Genomic DNA, 16,276 nt, shown 5'->3' with positions numbered 1-16,276 from the left:
GTTTGTTTGCCCAGTTAACGGCTGTTATCAAAGATAGTATAAAACCTATGGTCTTTTGAACCTTTATACGGCATTATTACGAGCTTTTCTTGGATAGTTTTTAGGGAAAAGTGACCTATATAAAGCCCAATTCACCTCTAACTCAGCACTATTTGCAACCCTCATGAGGACTTTTCTGGTCTGTTTTACAGGCCAGAAAAGTCAAAGTCATCCAGAAATTTAGTGGTGAATTTTCCGGATTTGAAAACCGGGTCATCCATCAATCTGATATGGAACGGAATGGTGGTTTTCACCCCTTCTATGACCATTTCCTGCAGAGCTCTCTTCATACGTACGATGGCCTCTTCTCTGGTTTGCCCTGAGACGATCAGCTTGCCAATCATAGAGTCATAAAATGGTGGAATCACATATCCGGCATAGACGTGGCTGTCTACGCGAACACCATGACCACCTGGGAAATGTAGATTGGTGATCTTTCCGGGGCTAGGTCTGAAGCCATTGGCCGGATCTTCGGCATTGATACGGCACTCTATAGAGTGTAGCTGTGGATAGTAGTTCCTACCAGAAACCTCCACCCCAGCGGCTACCTTGATTTGTTCTTTGATCAGGTCAAAATCCGTTACTTCTTCAGTAATAGGATGCTCGACCTGAATACGTGTATTCATCTCCATGAAGAAGAAATCACCATATTTATCCACCAGGAATTCTACGGTACCAGCTCCTTCATATCCGATGGCCTCAGCCCCTTTGATGGCCGCCTGTCCCATTTTCTCACGCAGTTCCTGCGTTACGATCGGAGAGGGCGTCTCTTCTATGAGTTTTTGATGTCTTCTCTGGATGGAGCAGTCTCTTTCCGAGAGGTGACATGCCCGTCCTCTGCTATCACCTACTATTTGTATTTCGATGTGTCTAGGCTCTTCTACGAATTTTTCAAGGTACAGACCGTCGTTGCCAAACGAAGCGCCAGCTTCCTGGCGGGCATCATCCCATGCTTTCTTGAATCCGCTTTTGTCCTTCACGTAGCGCATGCCTTTACCACCTCCACCAGCGGTAGCTTTTAGCATTACAGGGTAGCCGGCTTCTTCAGCCAGTTTCATCCCTTGCTCCATTGACTCTAGCAACCCGTCTGATCCTGGTATGGTAGGTACTCCGGCTGCTTTCATGGTGGCCTTGGCGGTAGCCTTGTCACCCATGGCATTGATCATGTCTGCAGAAGCACCTATGAATTTAATGCCATACTCTTCACAAACTTTAGAGAATTCAGCATTTTCAGCCAGGAAACCATACCCAGGATGTATCGCATCTGCATTGGTGATTTCTGCCGCAGAGATGATCTGTGGTATTTTCAAATAAGAATCTTTACTGGCAGGAGGGCCTATGCAGACGGCCTCATCGGCAAACCTTACATGTAAACTGTCGGCATCAGCGGTAGAATAGACGGCCACAGTTTTGATGCCCATCTCTTTACAAGTACGTATAATACGAAGAGCGATCTCTCCGCGATTAGCTATGAGAATCTTATCAAACACGATTTTTTATTTTTTGGATTAAGAGGGGTCTACAAGGAATAAAGGCTGATCGTACTCAACTGGTTGAGCATCTTCCACGAGTACCTTCACTATTTTGCCAGATATTTCAGATTCTATTTCATTGAAAAGCTTCATGGCTTCAATGATACAAACCGGATCTCCCTGCTTAACAGCATCACCTACATTCACGAAAGCTGGTGATTCAGGATTGGCTGATCGGTAAAATGTACCAATCATTGGTGACTTGATGGTGATGAGGTGTGCATCGCTGGCAGGTGCGGGAGCAGCTGGTGCAGCTTTGGGAGCTTCACTGGCAGCAGCTGGTGCTGGCGCCGGAGCCGGTGCTGCTGGGGCAGCAGGCGCTGGTGCTGCAGCCACAGTTACCTGAGGTGAAGATCTTTTCACATTGATCTTGAACTCCTCTGTTTCTATGTTTACCTCTTCAAGGCCTGAGCCTGAAATAAAATCTATTAAATCACGAATTTCTTTTGCTTTCATTATTTAGCATTTTTGGTTGTCTATCAAAATGGGCGCAATAAGCACTTAAGATCGATTTTACTCTGGCGGTAAATAAAGGTAATTATTTTATTTAACTCGTTCCACGTAGGAATTTGTTTGTGTATTCACCTTGATGACTTCATCCTGGTTCACAAACAAAGGCACCTGAATGGTGGCTCCTGTCTCCAATTCGGCAGGTTTGGTAGTGTTGGTGGCAGTATCCCCCTTCAGACCGGGCTCGGTATACACCACTTTGAGAATCACGTGTTGTGGTAATTCTACTCCGAGTACCCTTTCCTCTTCAGCATGGAAAAGCACATCTACTTCTTGTCCGTCTTTCAGGAGTGCAGGTGCGTTGATCAATGAATCGGATATGGGGAGTTGCTCAAAGGTGGTACTATCCATAAAATGGAAGCCCATGTCATCTTTGTACAGGAACTGGTATGCTCTTCTTTCCACCCGGGCGGTAGTCACCTTGTGGCCGGAGGTGAAAGTGTTGTCGATCACTCGGCCGGTCGAAAGGCTCTTGAGCTTGGTACGCACAAATGCGGGACCTTTTCCGGGTTTTACATGCTGAAATTCAATGATGGTAAAAAGGTCATGATTAAACTCGATAACAAGACCATTACGAAAATCTGCAGTTGTTGCCATGGTAAGTTTTTTGTGAAATTATTTTGGATCGTAGGCCCATTTAAGCCACGTTGCTCCCCAGGTAAATCCACCTCCGAAAGCAGCAAGAATAATATTATCTCCTTTTTTGAGCTGAGGCTCATAATCCCAAAGGCACAATGGTAAAGTCCCAGCTGTAGTGTTGCCGTATCGCTGAATGTTCAGCATCACTTTGTCATCACCCACACCCATTCTGCGGGCAGTAGCATCAATGATGCGTTTGTTTGCCTGATGAGGTACCAGCCAGCTGATATCGTCACTGGTCAGGTTATTTTTTTCCATGACCTCTGCCGCCACATCTGCCATATTGGTGACCGCAAATTTGAAAACGGTAGAGCCCTCCTGAAAGGCAAAGTGCTCACGCTGTGCCACAGTTTCTGCGGTGGCTGGTTTGCGACTTCCACCTGCTTTCATGTGCAGATACGGTGCCCCAGAACCATCAGACTTCAAAATGGAATCCATCACACCCAGGTCTTCTTCAGTGGGCTCCAACATCACGGCCCCACCTCCGTCACCAAAAATAATGCAGGTGGCCCGGTCAGTGTAATCTATAATGGACGACATCTTGTCAGCGCCAATGATCACCACCTTTTTGTAGGTGCCGGACTGTATGAACTGTGCTCCTGTGGCGAGTGCGTAGAGAAATCCTGAACACGCGGCACTAAGGTCATAACCAAAAGCATTTTTAGCACCGACCATATCCGCTACTATATTGGCTGTAGCCGGGAAAGGCATATCAGGCGTTACAGTGGCACAAATAATCAAGTCAACTTCTTCTGCTTTTGTATTCGTCTTGGCCAAAAGGCCCTTAACTGCTTCAGCACCGATCACAGAGGTTCCCTGACCTTCGCCTTTGAGAATCCTACGTTCTTCGATGCCCGTTCTGCTCCTGATCCATTCGTCGTTCGTGTCGACCATGGTTTCCAACTCATGGTTGGTAAGCACATAGTCTGGAACGTACCCATGAACCCCGGTAATTGCCGCGCGGATTTTTGTCATGCTATATTGATTGTTTGGCTGTATTAAGCCAGAACTTCTTTTTCCATAACCACTTTACCTTTGTAGTAAAGCTTGCCTTCATGCCAGAATGCTCTGTGCGGAAGGTGTGGTTCACCAGTGGTTTGGCATATTACGTAGCTCTTTGGAGTAGCTTTCACATGCGTTCTTCTCTTGTCCCTTCTGGTTCTGGAAATTTTTCTCTTAGGGTGTGCCATCTTATTTTTCTATTTTTTTCCTTTAAGTTTTTTCAATGCTTCCCATCGTGGATCCACTTCACCGTTCTCTCGGTCCGTATCCTCATCTTCGGAAGTATATATCAAATCTGGCTCGTCATCTTCTGTCTCCTCATAACGTGGATGAAGCTTCTTCAGAGGCACTGCCAGGGTGATAAATTCATAAATAAACTCACTTACATCGATGGTGGCTGTGTCATCTTTGATCACAATCACATCATCGCTGAGTGAGTAATTGTCCTCACCAAATTTAATGATGAGTGATTCTTCAAGCTTAATCGGATAGTCAAAACTATCCAGGCTACGGTCGCAGATGAGTTCCACTTTCACATCAATATGAAAGTGAAGGTTCATCATGGTTTCGGATTTCTCCAGGCTGAGTTTACAAATACCACTGCCTTTTTCCACCAAACTGTGCTCATACATCCCCAGTAGTCGGTTATCAATCTGAAATTCAAACTCGTGAAGCTTGTAGCCTAAATTGAAAATATCTATCTGAAATTCCCTGAGCCCTTTCATGCGCTTTCCTTCTGTCCGCTTAAAGAACCGCAAATTTAGGAATAAACCACATATAAAAAAACAAATTTCGTGGGGATTGTCTATTGGTGCTCTGATCTGTTTTTGAATATATCTGCAGCCATATAGATGGCGTTTCTCATAGAAGTCTCGCTGGCCTCTCCTTTGCCGGCGATTGGGAAGCCGGTGCCATGGTCAGGAGAGGTTCTGATGAAGGAAAGCCCTGCAGTGAAATTTACGCCCGTATCGAAGGCCATGTTCTTGAAAGGGATCAAGCCCTGATCATGGTACATGGCTAATATCCCGTCAAAACTTCTGAATTGATTGGTGCCAAAAAAGCCATCAGCGGGGTACGGACCAAACACGAGGTTACCCTTGTCTTTAAAGGTTTTGATAGACGGGCTGATAATTTTTTCTTCCTCTTCACCTAAAAGGCCATTTTCACCAGCGTGGGGGTTGAGCCCTAGCACTGCAATTCTGGGCTTTTTGATTCCGAAATCCTTCTTCAAGGACTTAATCATTAAATTCAGTTTGGCTTCAATACGCTCCTGTGTGACTGCCTGAGCCACTTCTTTCAATGGAATGTGACCAGTAACCACACCCACTCTCAGGCCTTCTGCGACCAAAAACATGAGGCTATCTTTAGCTCCATCTTCCTGCGTGAGGAATTCCGTATGCCCGGGAAATTTGAAATCATCGGACTGTACCATCTCCTTGCTCAATGGAGCAGTAGCAATGGCGTGTATTTTTCCTGATTTCAGGTCTTCAAGCGCTCTTCGGAGCGAGGCAATGGCATATTCCCCGCCGGATTTTCCAGGCTCACCTGGGGTGATTTCAATTTCCTGCTCGTTCAGGTTCAAAACATTTACCTTCCGCTGATGAATGCTCTCGATGCTTTTAGTCTGATTGTAAGTGAAATTCTGGAGGTCGAGTTGTTTTCTGTAAAAGGAGATGACTCGTCCATCGGCATAGATCACAGGCGTGAGATGCCTCAGTATCCTGTTATCATTAAGGGCTTTGATGACCACCTCTGGCCCAATACCATTAAAATCTCCAATGGAAATACCTATTATTGGTTTATTCTCTCTGTTTTGAGAAGTATCACTCATATTTTGTCAAATTTACAGCGCCGAAAAGTTAATTCATTTTAAAATAATCAGACCCTTTGAAACAGGTAACTCCCAAAAAGCATTTAGGTCAGCACTTTCTGAAGGATGAAAACATCGCCAGGAAAATTGTGAACGGACTGGATCCAGGAAAGATGTCAACTTTGATAGAAGTGGGGCCGGGCACAGGAGTATTGACCAAGTATTTGCTGGATGAATTTCCAGATTTCATAGCGTTTGATGTGGATACTGAATCTGTGGCTTATCTAAAGGATCATTTTCCTGAACACGCTACTAAATTTTTGCATCAGGATTTCCTCAAATACAATCTGGCCGAAATGAATGGGCCTATAGGCGTCATTGGCAATTTTCCATACAACATCTCCTCCCAGCTATTTTTTAAAATATGGGATCATAGAGATACGGTGAACGAAGTGGTCTGCATGATCCAAAAGGAGGTGGCTGACCGGATCGTTTCAAAAGAAGGCAACAAGACCTATGGGATACTGAGTGTATTGCTACAGGCTTTTTATGATATCGAATACCTCTTCACTGTACCGCCGCAGGTGTTCAATCCCCCACCCAAAGTACAATCCGCAGTGATCAGGCTTACCAGAAACGAAACTGCCCGACTGGAATGTGATGAAGCTCTGTTTAAAAGGGTGGTGAAAGCCGGATTTGGAAAAAGAAGGAAGACGTTGCGCAACGCCCTAAAAGACTTAAATTTGGATTTTGCTACTGATACCGAAGTTTTTGGCCAGCGAGCTGAACAATTGTCGGTGAGTGAGTTTATACAGTTGACAAAATACATTTCCGCATGACCACCGAATCCATCATGGAGTTTGCGCTTAGCAAAGAGTTTTTGGAGCGCTTCCAGCAAGCACTGGATGAGAAAGATGAGGCTTTCATCAGGCAGTCGCTTGAAGGAGTCAATCCGGCTGATATCACCGCGCTGCTTTATGAGTTTGACTCGGAAGAGTGCCACTATGTGTTTGGGCTTCTGCCCAAAGAGGTGGATGCGGCCATCCTGAATGATCTGGAGGAAGATGTGAGGGTGGATTTCATTGCGGAGTTCACTCCTGAAGAGCTGGCTAAGTACATCGAGTATCTTGATTCTGATGATGGAGCTGATATCCTTTATCAGATGTCTCTCAAGAAGCGGGAGGAAGTTATCCGATTCATAGACAACGAAGAAAAGGCCAGCTACATCCTGGACCTACTCAGGTATGAAGAGGATGTGGCTGGAGGACTGATGGCCAAGGAGCTGATCAAAGCCAATATCAACTGGACCATCAAGCAGTGTATAGAAGAGATACGCAAGCAGGCTGAAAATGTGCAGAAGATCTACTCTGTATATGTGGTGGATGACCTTGGCAAACTGGTGGGGAAGGTGTCGCTGAAGCGGATCATTCTGGCAGAAGACAGTGCTAAAATCGCCGATATATATGATGATAATGTGGTTTCTGTGGAGACCTATATGGATGAGGAAGAGGTAGCTATCATCATGAGAAAATACGATTTGGAAGCAGCTCCGGTGGTAAATGCACGTGGAAAGCTGGTAGGTAGAATCACCATTGATGACATTGTGGATGTGATCACTGAAATGGCTGAAGAGGAACGTCAGATGATGGCTGGTATCAGTGCTGATGTGGAAGAAGACGACACGGTATGGATGCTTTCCAAGGCCAGATTGCCATGGTTGATTGTCGGTATGGTAGGGGGATTGTTGGGCGCCCAGTTTATGGGGCTTTTCAGAGGCGATATTGTGCTCATTCCTGCGCTGGCATTTTTCATCCCGCTCATTACGGCCACAGGTGGTAATGTGGGCATACAATCCTCGTCCATTGTTGTACAAAGTCTGGCTAATCCCAATGTATTTGCAGGAGGCATCGTGCAGCGACTGATGAAAGTGCTTTTTGTAGCAGTGGTCAATGGCGTGATTCTCGCTCTGATGGTATTTGGTGTGGTCATGATGGTGAATAGAAACGAACCCCTGGCTGCCACCGTGTCCATTGCGCTGTTTAGCGTAGTACTCCTGGCTTCTTTCATGGGCACTATCACCCCACTGATTCTGGATCGGTTTGGGATCAATCCGGCACTTGCATCAGGTCCATTCATCACTACAGCGAACGATTTGCTGGGATTAGCCGTTTATTTTTCTGTCGCCCATTTGCTTTACAATTTATGAATGAAGAAGGTTTAAAGGTGCTCATCGTGGATGATATGCACGAGAGTATCACATCACTATTTGAGAATGCCGGCTTTGTTCCGGACTACCGGCCTCTGATCAGGCCTGAGGAAGTACGTGAGATTATTCATGAGTACCACGGTCTGGTGATTCGCAGCAAGATGAGTGTAGACCGTGAACTGATTGATCGGGCGGTGAATTTGAAATTTGTGGCACGGGCTGGTGCAGGACTCGACAAAGTAGATTACACCTATGTGTCTTCAAAAGGCATCAAGTTGATCAATGCCCCGGAGGGCAATAGGGATGCCCTGGCTGAGCACACTGTAGGGATGCTACTCACCATTTTCAATAAGCTCAATACAGGCACTGAAGAAGTGAAAAGTGGAGTTTGGAACCGGGAGGCCAATCGGGGTTGGGAGCTCATGGGACGAACAGTAGGGGTTTACGGATATGGCTACATGGGTGCAGCATTTGCTCAGCGGTTGAAGGGTTTTTCGTGCAGAGTGGTGGCCTATGATAAGTATAAAAGTGGGTTCTCCACTGATTATCTGGAAGAGGTGAGTTTGCAGGAATTTTTTGATGAAGTGGAGGTTCTTAGTATTCACGTGCCGCTCACTTCAGAGACCAGGTTTCTTTTTGATGAGAAGTATTTTGCTCGTTTCAAAAACCTAAAATTCCTACTCAATACCAGCAGGGGAGAAGTGGTGAAGTTGTCAGCGGTGAATGATTTACTGAAAAGAGGCGTGCTACTAGGGGCTGGTCTGGATGTATTGGAAAATGAAAAACTGGATAAATTAACAGAGGCACAGCGGGCAGATTTTGAAGAATTGATCAGCTATCCCAATGTGATCCTGACACCTCATGTGGCAGGATGGACGTTTGAATCTTACCGTAAAATCAATGAGGTGTTAATACGGAAGCTTCAGGCAGGGGACCTTGCACAGTTAAGCTGAAATTGTAAATCATCCTCAAAAAAATTATATTTGCCTCTTTAGTAAGAGAAATAAAGAAACTATCGATACGAAGGCGGTCCTTATGGGGCCGTTCTTTTTTGTTTTAGTAGGTTAAAGAATAAAGGTATGTCAGCATTAAATTATTACACAAAAGAAGGTTTGGATCGTCTCAAGAATGAGTTGAACGAGCTTAAGACCAAAGGAAGAGCGGCCATGTCTAAGCAGATTGCTGAGGCACGTGACAAGGGAGATTTGAGTGAAAATGCCGAGTATGATGCTGCTAAGGACGCTCAGGGTTTGCTGGAATTAAAGATTTCCAAGCTTGAAGCGGTTGTAGGAAATGCCCGAGTGATTGATGAGTCCAGTTTGGATGCATCCAAAGTGGGCATCTTGTCTTTCGTGAAGATAAAGAACAAGAAGACGGGAATGGAGATGAAATATCAGTTGGTAGCAGAAGAGGAAGCTGACCTAAAGCAGAATAAGATTTCTATAAAATCCCCTATAGGTAGCGGGTTACTGGGCAAAAAGCCCGGGGATACGGCCAAAATCAATGTGCCGGCAGGGGAGATTGAATTTGAAATCATTGATATCTCTATCTGATGTCAAGTATTTTCTCCAGGATCGTAGCAAGAGAAATCCCCGCTCATATAGTGGCGGAGGATGAGAATTTTCTTGCTTTTCTAGATATCAATCCACTGGTGCAAGGACATACCTTAGTTATACCCAAGCAAGAGATGGATTACATATTTGATCTGGATGATGAGGTATTGGCCGGGCTCCACATTTTTGCGAAGAAAGTGGCCAGGGCTATAGAAGCTGTGGTGACTTGCGAACGGATTGGTGTGACTGTGATTGGGTTGGAAGTGCCTCATGCGCATGTTCATCTGATCCCGATCAATGCGGTGAATGATATGAACTTCGGGAAAGAAAAACTTTCTCTGGGTAAAGAAGACCTGATGGAAGTGGCAGAGAAGATTAAGGCCGCCTTTACGTTGGCGAAGTAGTTAGCCGAGTATCCAAGAAATAAAAAAGCACCCTGGAGATTTCTCCAGGGTGCTTTTTTTTATCGCTTGCTGATCATTTAATCCTACCGGGATTTTCCGAAAGGAAAGCTTTCCAGCTTTTAGAGGACTGCTGGGGCTTTCCTCCCTGGTAATGATGACAAAGTGCGACTGCCAGGGCGTCAGTTGCATCCAGGAGTTTGGGTGCATCATTAAACTTGAGGAGCGTTTTGAGCATAGCCGCCACCTGTTCTTTGGAGGCATTGCCATTTCCGGTGACTGATTGTTTCACTTTCTTAGGAGCATACTCCGTGATGGGGATTTCTCTGGAGAGTGCAGCGGCCATGGCCACACCCTGAGCACGGCCCAGCTTTAGCATAGATTGCACGTTTTTGCCAAAGAAGGGAGCTTCAAGAGCTACCTCATCCGGGTGGTAGTCATCGATAATGCCAATGATGCGTTCAAATATTTTTTTGAGTTTTAGCTCATGACTGGAGTATTTACTAAGATGGATCACACCAAATTGCAAGAGTTTAATATCCTGCTTCTTAACTTTGATGAGTCCGTATCCCATTACACTTGTGCCGGGATCCAGCCCCAAAATGATCTTTTCTAATGAAGTATCTTTTGACATCAATGCAAATTAACCATTACACAGAGAGATATAAAAAATCACTGGAGTGGACTGTGAAGATAATTGTCACAGGTCTTTGCATTTATTTTATCAGTACGCGGGTGGATCTGTCTGATATTAGTCTCAAGGAGGCTTTTGATAAACCTGATGGCATAATTATCTACATGATAGTGTTGATGCTCATGCCACTCAACTGGGTGTTGGAGGCAGAAAAATGGCGTGTATCAATCCCCCATGAGACGAGTTCATTTCAAGAAGCGTGGCGGAGAGTGCTGGCTGGTTTGGCCCTCAACTGGGTGATTCCGTTCACTCTTGGGGATGTGGGGGGCAGACTACTGAATGTGCAAAATGCTAAAAAATCAGCGGGGGCACTCCTGATTAACCGAACCATCCTTTTATTGATCACCCTGCTTTATGGTGGGATTTCAGTGCTTTATTATTTTGACTGGTATAATCACTGGATGTTGGCCATCCCTTTTTTGGTGGTGGGAGTTGGGCTGCTGGTATTGAGTAGTCGGGGTAATGGCTCTATGTGGATACAGGTGTTGGCTTTATCACTTCTGCGTTATGTCATTTTCACTTTTCAATTTTATCTTGTTCTGAGTCTTTTTCTCCCAGAACTGGCATGGTATCTAATCCTCTTGGGTATTGGCTGGATCTTTCTTTTCAGGTCAGTTATCCCCTCTTTTTTTGGAAATTTCGGGGTGCGTGAAGCCAGCGCAATTGTTTTCTTTCAGGCTTATGTGCCCGATGTAAGCATTGTTTTGATTCCTTGTTTGATCATTTGGATGATAAATACTGTCATCCCTTCTATCCTGGGTACAGTCTATGTTTTTAAATTAAAACTTAACATTGCGCAATGATTATTTTCATTGCGTTTTCATTGATCTATTGCGGCTTTTTGTTGTGGGCCAGGTATCACTGGTGCCGGATAGATACCTCGGTGGAAGCGGATGATGGAGGGTTGTTGACCTTTTCTGTCATTATCCCCGTACGCAATGAGGCCGCAAATATTGCCTCCATACTCGCAGACCTGCAGGCTCAGGAGTATCCTGCGGATTTGTATGAGGTTCTCGTCATAGATGATGACTCTGATGACGGGACACTGGAAATAGCAGCAGAAGTACTGCAAAGATCTTCCATGAAATACCATTTGGTTCGCTTGAAGGATTATGGGATGAAGGGGAAAAAACAGGCCATTTCCAAGGCATTGGAACTGGCTGAAAATGAGATTATACTAGCCACGGATGGGGATTGCAGGGTAGGATCAATGTGGATTCGGGTGTATGCCAACAAATACACCAAGGACATTCAAATGATCACTGGACCAGTGCGGATGGTGGAGCATGATTTTTTCACCCATCTTCAGTCACTGGAATTTGCCGGTTTGATAGGACTGGGTGCAGCAAGCCTGCAATCTGGTAACCCGGGGATGTGCAATGGGGCCAACCTGTCCTATCGTAAGTCCGCTTTTCACGAGGTTTCCGGGTACGAGGGCAATCAGGAGATTGCCTCCGGGGATGATGAGTTTTTATTACAAAAAATATTCAGAGCTTATCCCAATGGTGTGTTGTTTCTAAAAGATAAACGAGCCATTGTTTCAACTCCGGCTAAAGACACTCTGGGCGAGCTGATCAATCAGCGCAAGAGATGGAGCAGTAAATGGAAATTTCACAAGAGCTATTACGTCAAGCTCATGGCTATTGCGGTCTTTTTTAACTACCTCGTATTTGCTTACATGCTCGTTGAAGGTCTTACTAATGAAGCGTCATTTGTAATATTCACATCTTTTTTCTTGCTCAGAGCCCTTGTTCTTAGTCTTTATATCAGGTCAGTGGCGGTTTTTCTTGGAGTGCGAAATGTCATTTGGGCGTCTTTCGTGATGGAGATAATTTACCCTTTCCTCGTGCTATTCTTGGGAATAGCGTCTATTTTTGGACATTATTCATGGAAAGGCAGATACTATTCATGACCGACGAGGAGTTTGATGTTTTAGATGAGCTTTATTTTGTTACCCCTTTCGGAGTGCTTCGGGAGACTATAGGCTGGGCACCGGCCAAGTTGATTCCTGTGTTGGATAGTATTTACAGGAAAGGGTGGATCAAAATCATGAAGACCATCGATGACGAACTGCCTGAAGGACAGATCGATTTGAATAATCACGCAGACGAGTACTTCTTCCTTGCCACCAAAAGTGGTCTGCTCGCACATAATTCATAATATAAAAAATGCCGAACGGCCTGGACATAAAAGACCTGGAGCTCAATGCGCTTCTGGAGATCACTCAAGCAATCAACAACAACCTTGCTGAAGAGGATCTATTCAGGATTTACAAGTTTACACTGCTTGCGGATCTGAAGGTGCAGCGCCTTGCCCTTTATGTGAAGGATGACAACTGGGACTGTAAAGTTCATTTTGGAACCCAGACGGATTGGAATAAAGTGTTTTTGCCTCAGTTTTTCTGGGACTTGCGTGAGGTGCGGGAACTTGCTGATTGCGATGAGGAGTTTCAGGCATTTGAGTTAGCTATTCCGGTGACTCACAAGGATCGCTTGCTGGCCATTGTTTTTGTGGGTGGCAATGAGCGATCGGGCAAAAAGAGTAATACCACCTTTTTAAAGGCACTCACAAATATCATCATAGTGGCTGTAGAGAATAAGAAGCTGGCCAGAAAGCAGCTTCAGCAGGAGGCTTATAGAAAAGAGCTGGAAATTGCCAAAAAGGTGCAGAATTTCCTCTTTCCGAAAGAATTACCTAAGACCCACCGCCTGAAGATAGAGGCCGTCTACCTACCCCATCAGGATGTGGGAGGCGATTATTATGACTATCTGGCCATTGACAATGATCGCTTTTTGGTCTGCGTGGCAGATGTGAGTGGCAAAGGAGTACCGGCAGCCTTGCTGATGTCCAATTTTCAGGCTTCGCTCCGCACACTTGTGCGTAAAACACAGGATCCTAAGGAGATCGTGGCAGAACTCAATCACATCATCACCGATAGTGGCAATGCCGAGAACTTCATCACTTTCTTCCTGGGTATTTATGACTTTCATGACAAGTCTTTCGAATATGTAAACTGTGGGCATAATCCGCTCTATTTGGTCACTAATGATGGTATTCAGGAGCTCAATGACGGGACGACCATCCTTGGGATGTTTGATCCATTGCCATTTTTGAAGACCGTTAGGATTGAAAACCTGAGCGATTTCTTCTTTTTTGGATACACTGATGGTCTCACTGAGACCTTCAATGCTGCAGATGACCAATATGGTGAGGAGCGTCTGAAGGCATTTTTAGAAGGCGGAATCCCCACAGATATTAATAAACTGCACCTCGATATTTTCAAAAGCCTTGATGAGTTCAGGGTAGATGTGCCCTATCGGGATGACATCACCATGCTATCTTGCCTGGTCAAGAATCCATGAGAAATTATTTTTTCCAAAACCCCTTTTGGATAAGCTGGCTGTATCCGGGAGCTGTCTGGAAGGTCATGACCAACAAAAAGGAGTTGTTCTTGACTTTTGATGACGGGCCGCACCCGGTAGTCACACCATATGTATTGGCACAGCTGAGAACCTATCAGGCCAAGGCTACTTTTTTTTGCCTGGGCTCGGCTATGGAGGCCAATCAGGAAGTGGTTAAGCAGATCAATGATGATGGCCATCTCATTGGCAATCATACTCAAAGTCATTTGAATGGTTGGGCCACCAAGACATACCAGTATATGGCCGACGTGCTGGCATGTCAAACCCTGCAGGATGAATATTCTAATGATCGTCTTTTCAGGCCTCCCTATGGAAATCTGAAGCTCGGTCAGCTCAGAGCTCTGAAAAAGGCGGGTTATCGAATCATCATGTGGTCTCACTTATCCGGTGATTTTGATCGGGAATTGGACCGCAAACAATCATTGGATTATATGAAAAAGGCTGATCCCGGTTCTATTTTAGTTTTTCATGACAGTGAAAAAGCTTTTAAAAATCTGAAAGAGATGTTGCCCAGGGTGTTGGAACATTTTTCTACTTTGGGTTATTCATTTAAAACACTTAGCAACTTATGATTCTGGTAGACTCACATGCACACATCTATACAAAAGAGTTTAAGGTCGATATCGAGGAGGTGATTTCAAGGGCCCGAGAAGCGGGGGTAGATCGCATTTATATGCCCAACATTGACCATGAGTCGATTGAGGATATGCTTGAGTTGGCACTGAAGTACCCGGGTTTCTGTGTTCCCATGATGGGTTTGCATCCATGCTCGGTGAAAAAAGATTTTGAAAAACAACTCTATGAAGTGGAAGAATTTCTCTCCAAAGGGGGCTTTTGCGCAGTAGGTGAAATGGGAACAGATCTCTATTGGGACAAGACCTTATTTGAAGAGCAAAAGGAGGCTTTTCGCATCCAATGTGAGCTGGCCATAAGGCATCAATTACCCATAGTCATTCACTGTAGAGAATCCATTGATGAGACCATTGCTCTGGTGAAACCTTATGCGGATAGGGGGCTTACTGGCGTATTTCACTGTTTTACCGGAACTTTGGAGCAAGCCAATGAAGTGATTGACTTGAATTTTAAGTTGGGGCTGGGAGGAGTCGCCACCTTCAAAAATGGAGGAATGGAACCTGTGATCAGAGGGGTTGCTTTGGAACATATATTACTGGAAACGGATAGTCCGTATCTTGCCCCGACCCCTCACCGTGGCAAGCGTAACGAGCCCGCCTATACAAAAATTGTGGCCCAAAAAATCGCGGAGATACTTGATAGAGAAGTCGCAGAAATTGGAGAAATTACCTCCCAAAACAGCAAAACCTTATTTCGTTAATGAATTACAAAATAGTCAACATAAGGACTACCGCCTCTGTAGACCCTGTTGATTCCATATTGATTATATACACTGGGGGTACTTTTGGTATGGCTTATGATGAGTCTGGCGCCCTTGCGCCATTCAATTTTGGTAGGGTCATAGACCGCATTCCCGAATTGAAAGGACTGGAACTGAGGCTTACCGTCATCTCTTTTCCAGAACCCCGTGACTCATCCAATATTAATTCGCAGGACTGGCAGGATATGGCCTACATCATTTACGAGAATTATGCTCAGTATGATGGTTTTGTGATTTTGCATGGCACTGACACCATGGCTTACAGTGCGTCTGCGCTTAGTTATATGCTGCAGGGGCTAAACAAACCGGTGATTCTCACAGGAGCACAAATTCCAATAGGATCTATCCGATCAGATGCGCGGGAGAACCTAATCACCGCTCTGGAGATTGCATCCGCCAAAAATGACAAAGGCCCGATCGTCAATGAGGTATGTATTTATTTCAATTACTATCTCCTGAAAGGAAATCGGTCACAGAAAATACGAAGTAGCACGTTTGCAGCGTTTCAGTCTCAGAACTACCCTTATCTGGCCGAGTCTGGTATTGATATAGAGTACAGGCTGAACTACATGTGGCCTCACAATGCCCGCAGTAAGCTGAAGATCAAGAAGGAGTTTGACGAAAATGTGGCCATTTTGAAGATTTTTCCAGGGATTAACCAACAGACTGTGGAAAGTATCTTTAATATTAAGGGATTGAGAGGGGTAGTGCTTGAGACCTACGGTTCTGGCAATACTATGAACTTCCCCTGGTTTATTAAGTCATTGCAAAAAGCGATTAAGAAAGAGATCATCATTTACAATGTGAGTCAGTGTAGTGGGGGAGAGGTGATCCAGGGACGATACGAGACGAGTAAGCGTTTAAACGATATAGGAGTTTTGAGTGGAGGTGACATTACGACAGAAGCCGCTATCACCAAGTTAATGTTCCTTTTGGGGACAGAAAAGAGCCTGGATGAAGTGCGCAAAAAGTTGGTCATTCCATTAAATGGCGAAATGGATAATTGAATATCTGCTAATTGCATTTAAAATTTGCATAAGCTTAATTTTCTTGATTTATTTGTTGCCCTGTATAA

Annotated in this window: 20 protein-coding genes; 12 read left to right on the top strand and 8 right to left on the bottom strand. The window is 44.9% G+C overall.

Features of this window, described 5'->3' with window-relative positions; translation table 11 throughout:
* Positions 1 to 185: 185 nt before the first annotated feature.
* The 7 genes from accC to pdxA all read right to left on the bottom strand — a co-directional run bounded on the left by accC (position 186) and on the right by pdxA (position 5,553).
* The gene (gene accC / locus GV030_RS19040; protein ID WP_159584945.1) at positions 186 to 1,529 is read right to left on the bottom strand and encodes an acetyl-CoA carboxylase biotin carboxylase subunit; all 1,344 of its coding nucleotides are present in this window, start codon (positions 1,527 to 1,529) and stop codon (positions 186 to 188) included.
* A gap of 18 nt (positions 1,530 to 1,547) precedes the next feature.
* On the bottom strand, positions 1,548 to 2,027 hold the full coding sequence (accB, locus tag GV030_RS19035; RefSeq protein WP_159584944.1) for an acetyl-CoA carboxylase biotin carboxyl carrier protein: 480 nt from the start codon (positions 2,025 to 2,027) through the stop codon (positions 1,548 to 1,550).
* Between the two features lie 87 nt (positions 2,028 to 2,114).
* Positions 2,115 to 2,678, bottom strand: coding sequence for an elongation factor P (gene efp / locus GV030_RS19030; protein WP_159584943.1), 564 nt, complete (start codon positions 2,676 to 2,678; stop codon positions 2,115 to 2,117).
* 18 nt (positions 2,679 to 2,696) lie between these two features.
* Complete coding sequence (locus GV030_RS19025; protein WP_159584942.1) at positions 2,697 to 3,695, bottom strand: beta-ketoacyl-ACP synthase III; 999 nt, start codon at positions 3,693 to 3,695, stop codon at positions 2,697 to 2,699.
* A gap of 23 nt (positions 3,696 to 3,718) precedes the next feature.
* Positions 3,719 to 3,910: a 50S ribosomal protein L32 gene (gene rpmF, locus GV030_RS19020; RefSeq protein ID WP_159584941.1), complete on the bottom strand. Its 192-nt coding sequence runs from the start codon at positions 3,908 to 3,910 to the stop codon at positions 3,719 to 3,721.
* Between the two features lie 9 nt (positions 3,911 to 3,919).
* Positions 3,920 to 4,447 (bottom strand): DUF177 domain-containing protein, encoded by a 528-nt coding sequence (locus tag GV030_RS19015; RefSeq protein ID WP_159584940.1) that lies wholly within the window; start codon positions 4,445 to 4,447, stop codon positions 3,920 to 3,922.
* An 80-nt stretch (positions 4,448 to 4,527) separates the two neighbouring features.
* On the bottom strand, positions 4,528 to 5,553 hold the full coding sequence (gene pdxA / locus GV030_RS19010) for a 4-hydroxythreonine-4-phosphate dehydrogenase PdxA (RefSeq protein WP_159584939.1): 1,026 nt from the start codon (positions 5,551 to 5,553) through the stop codon (positions 4,528 to 4,530).
* Between the two features lie 56 nt (positions 5,554 to 5,609).
* Between pdxA and rsmA the strand changes: the two genes are divergently transcribed.
* The 5 genes from rsmA (at position 5,610) to GV030_RS18985 (ending at position 9,695) form a co-directional block, all read left to right on the top strand.
* Positions 5,610 to 6,371: a 16S rRNA (adenine(1518)-N(6)/adenine(1519)-N(6))-dimethyltransferase RsmA gene (gene rsmA / locus GV030_RS19005; RefSeq protein WP_159584938.1), complete on the top strand. Its 762-nt coding sequence runs from the start codon at positions 5,610 to 5,612 to the stop codon at positions 6,369 to 6,371.
* Positions 6,368 to 7,738 carry a magnesium transporter gene (gene mgtE / locus GV030_RS19000; protein ID WP_255465569.1) on the top strand — a complete coding sequence of 457 codons (1,371 nt, stop codon included), beginning with the start codon at positions 6,368 to 6,370 and terminating at the stop codon, positions 7,736 to 7,738. Before rsmA ends, mgtE begins: the two co-directional genes overlap by 4 nt.
* Positions 7,735 to 8,691: an NAD(P)-dependent oxidoreductase gene (locus tag GV030_RS18995; protein WP_159584937.1), complete on the top strand. Its 957-nt coding sequence runs from the start codon at positions 7,735 to 7,737 to the stop codon at positions 8,689 to 8,691. Before mgtE ends, GV030_RS18995 begins: the two co-directional genes overlap by 4 nt.
* 126 nt (positions 8,692 to 8,817) lie before the next feature.
* Positions 8,818 to 9,291: a transcription elongation factor GreA gene (gene greA, locus GV030_RS18990; RefSeq protein ID WP_159584936.1), complete on the top strand. Its 474-nt coding sequence runs from the start codon at positions 8,818 to 8,820 to the stop codon at positions 9,289 to 9,291.
* On the top strand, positions 9,291 to 9,695 hold the full coding sequence (locus GV030_RS18985; RefSeq protein ID WP_159584935.1) for an HIT family protein: 405 nt from the start codon (positions 9,291 to 9,293) through the stop codon (positions 9,693 to 9,695). The genes greA and GV030_RS18985 overlap by 1 nt, the downstream gene beginning before the upstream one ends.
* A 73-nt stretch (positions 9,696 to 9,768) precedes the next feature.
* Here the strand turns inward: GV030_RS18985 and ruvC are convergent, their stop codons facing one another.
* On the bottom strand, positions 9,769 to 10,326 hold the full coding sequence (gene ruvC, locus GV030_RS18980) for a crossover junction endodeoxyribonuclease RuvC (protein WP_159584934.1): 558 nt from the start codon (positions 10,324 to 10,326) through the stop codon (positions 9,769 to 9,771).
* Positions 10,327 to 10,379: 53 nt separating this feature from the next.
* Here ruvC and GV030_RS18975 point away from each other — a divergent pair, with 53 nt between their 5' ends.
* The 7 genes from GV030_RS18975 to GV030_RS18945 are packed head-to-tail and all read left to right on the top strand — an operon-like array spanning position 10,380 to position 16,208.
* Positions 10,380 to 11,189 carry a lysylphosphatidylglycerol synthase domain-containing protein gene (locus GV030_RS18975; RefSeq protein ID WP_159584933.1) on the top strand — a complete coding sequence of 270 codons (810 nt, stop codon included), beginning with the start codon at positions 10,380 to 10,382 and terminating at the stop codon, positions 11,187 to 11,189.
* Complete coding sequence (locus GV030_RS18970; RefSeq protein WP_159584932.1) at positions 11,186 to 12,298, top strand: glycosyltransferase; 1,113 nt, start codon at positions 11,186 to 11,188, stop codon at positions 12,296 to 12,298. Before GV030_RS18975 ends, GV030_RS18970 begins: the two co-directional genes overlap by 4 nt.
* Positions 12,274 to 12,546: a hypothetical protein gene (locus GV030_RS18965; protein ID WP_159584931.1), complete on the top strand. Its 273-nt coding sequence runs from the start codon at positions 12,274 to 12,276 to the stop codon at positions 12,544 to 12,546. The genes GV030_RS18970 and GV030_RS18965 overlap by 25 nt, the downstream gene beginning before the upstream one ends.
* 8 nt (positions 12,547 to 12,554) lie before the next feature.
* A complete protein-coding gene (locus GV030_RS18960) occupies positions 12,555 to 13,748 on the top strand; it encodes a PP2C family protein-serine/threonine phosphatase (RefSeq protein ID WP_159584930.1) in 1,194 nt (397 codons plus the stop codon).
* Complete coding sequence (locus GV030_RS18955; protein ID WP_159584929.1) at positions 13,745 to 14,380, top strand: polysaccharide deacetylase family protein; 636 nt, start codon at positions 13,745 to 13,747, stop codon at positions 14,378 to 14,380. The genes GV030_RS18960 and GV030_RS18955 overlap by 4 nt, the downstream gene beginning before the upstream one ends.
* Positions 14,377 to 15,141, top strand: coding sequence for a TatD family hydrolase (locus tag GV030_RS18950; RefSeq protein WP_159584928.1), 765 nt, complete (start codon positions 14,377 to 14,379; stop codon positions 15,139 to 15,141). The genes GV030_RS18955 and GV030_RS18950 overlap by 4 nt, the downstream gene beginning before the upstream one ends.
* Positions 15,141 to 16,208 carry an asparaginase gene (locus tag GV030_RS18945; RefSeq protein WP_159584927.1) on the top strand — a complete coding sequence of 356 codons (1,068 nt, stop codon included), beginning with the start codon at positions 15,141 to 15,143 and terminating at the stop codon, positions 16,206 to 16,208. Before GV030_RS18950 ends, GV030_RS18945 begins: the two co-directional genes overlap by 1 nt.
* The last annotated feature ends 68 nt before the right edge of the window (positions 16,209 to 16,276 follow it).

Origin of the sequence: Marinoscillum sp. 108 (assembly GCF_902506655.1) — a bacterium.
Classification (GTDB): Bacteria; Bacteroidota; Bacteroidia; order Cytophagales; family Cyclobacteriaceae; genus Marinoscillum; species Marinoscillum luteum.
This window is presented reverse-complemented; position numbering and strand designations above follow the sequence as displayed.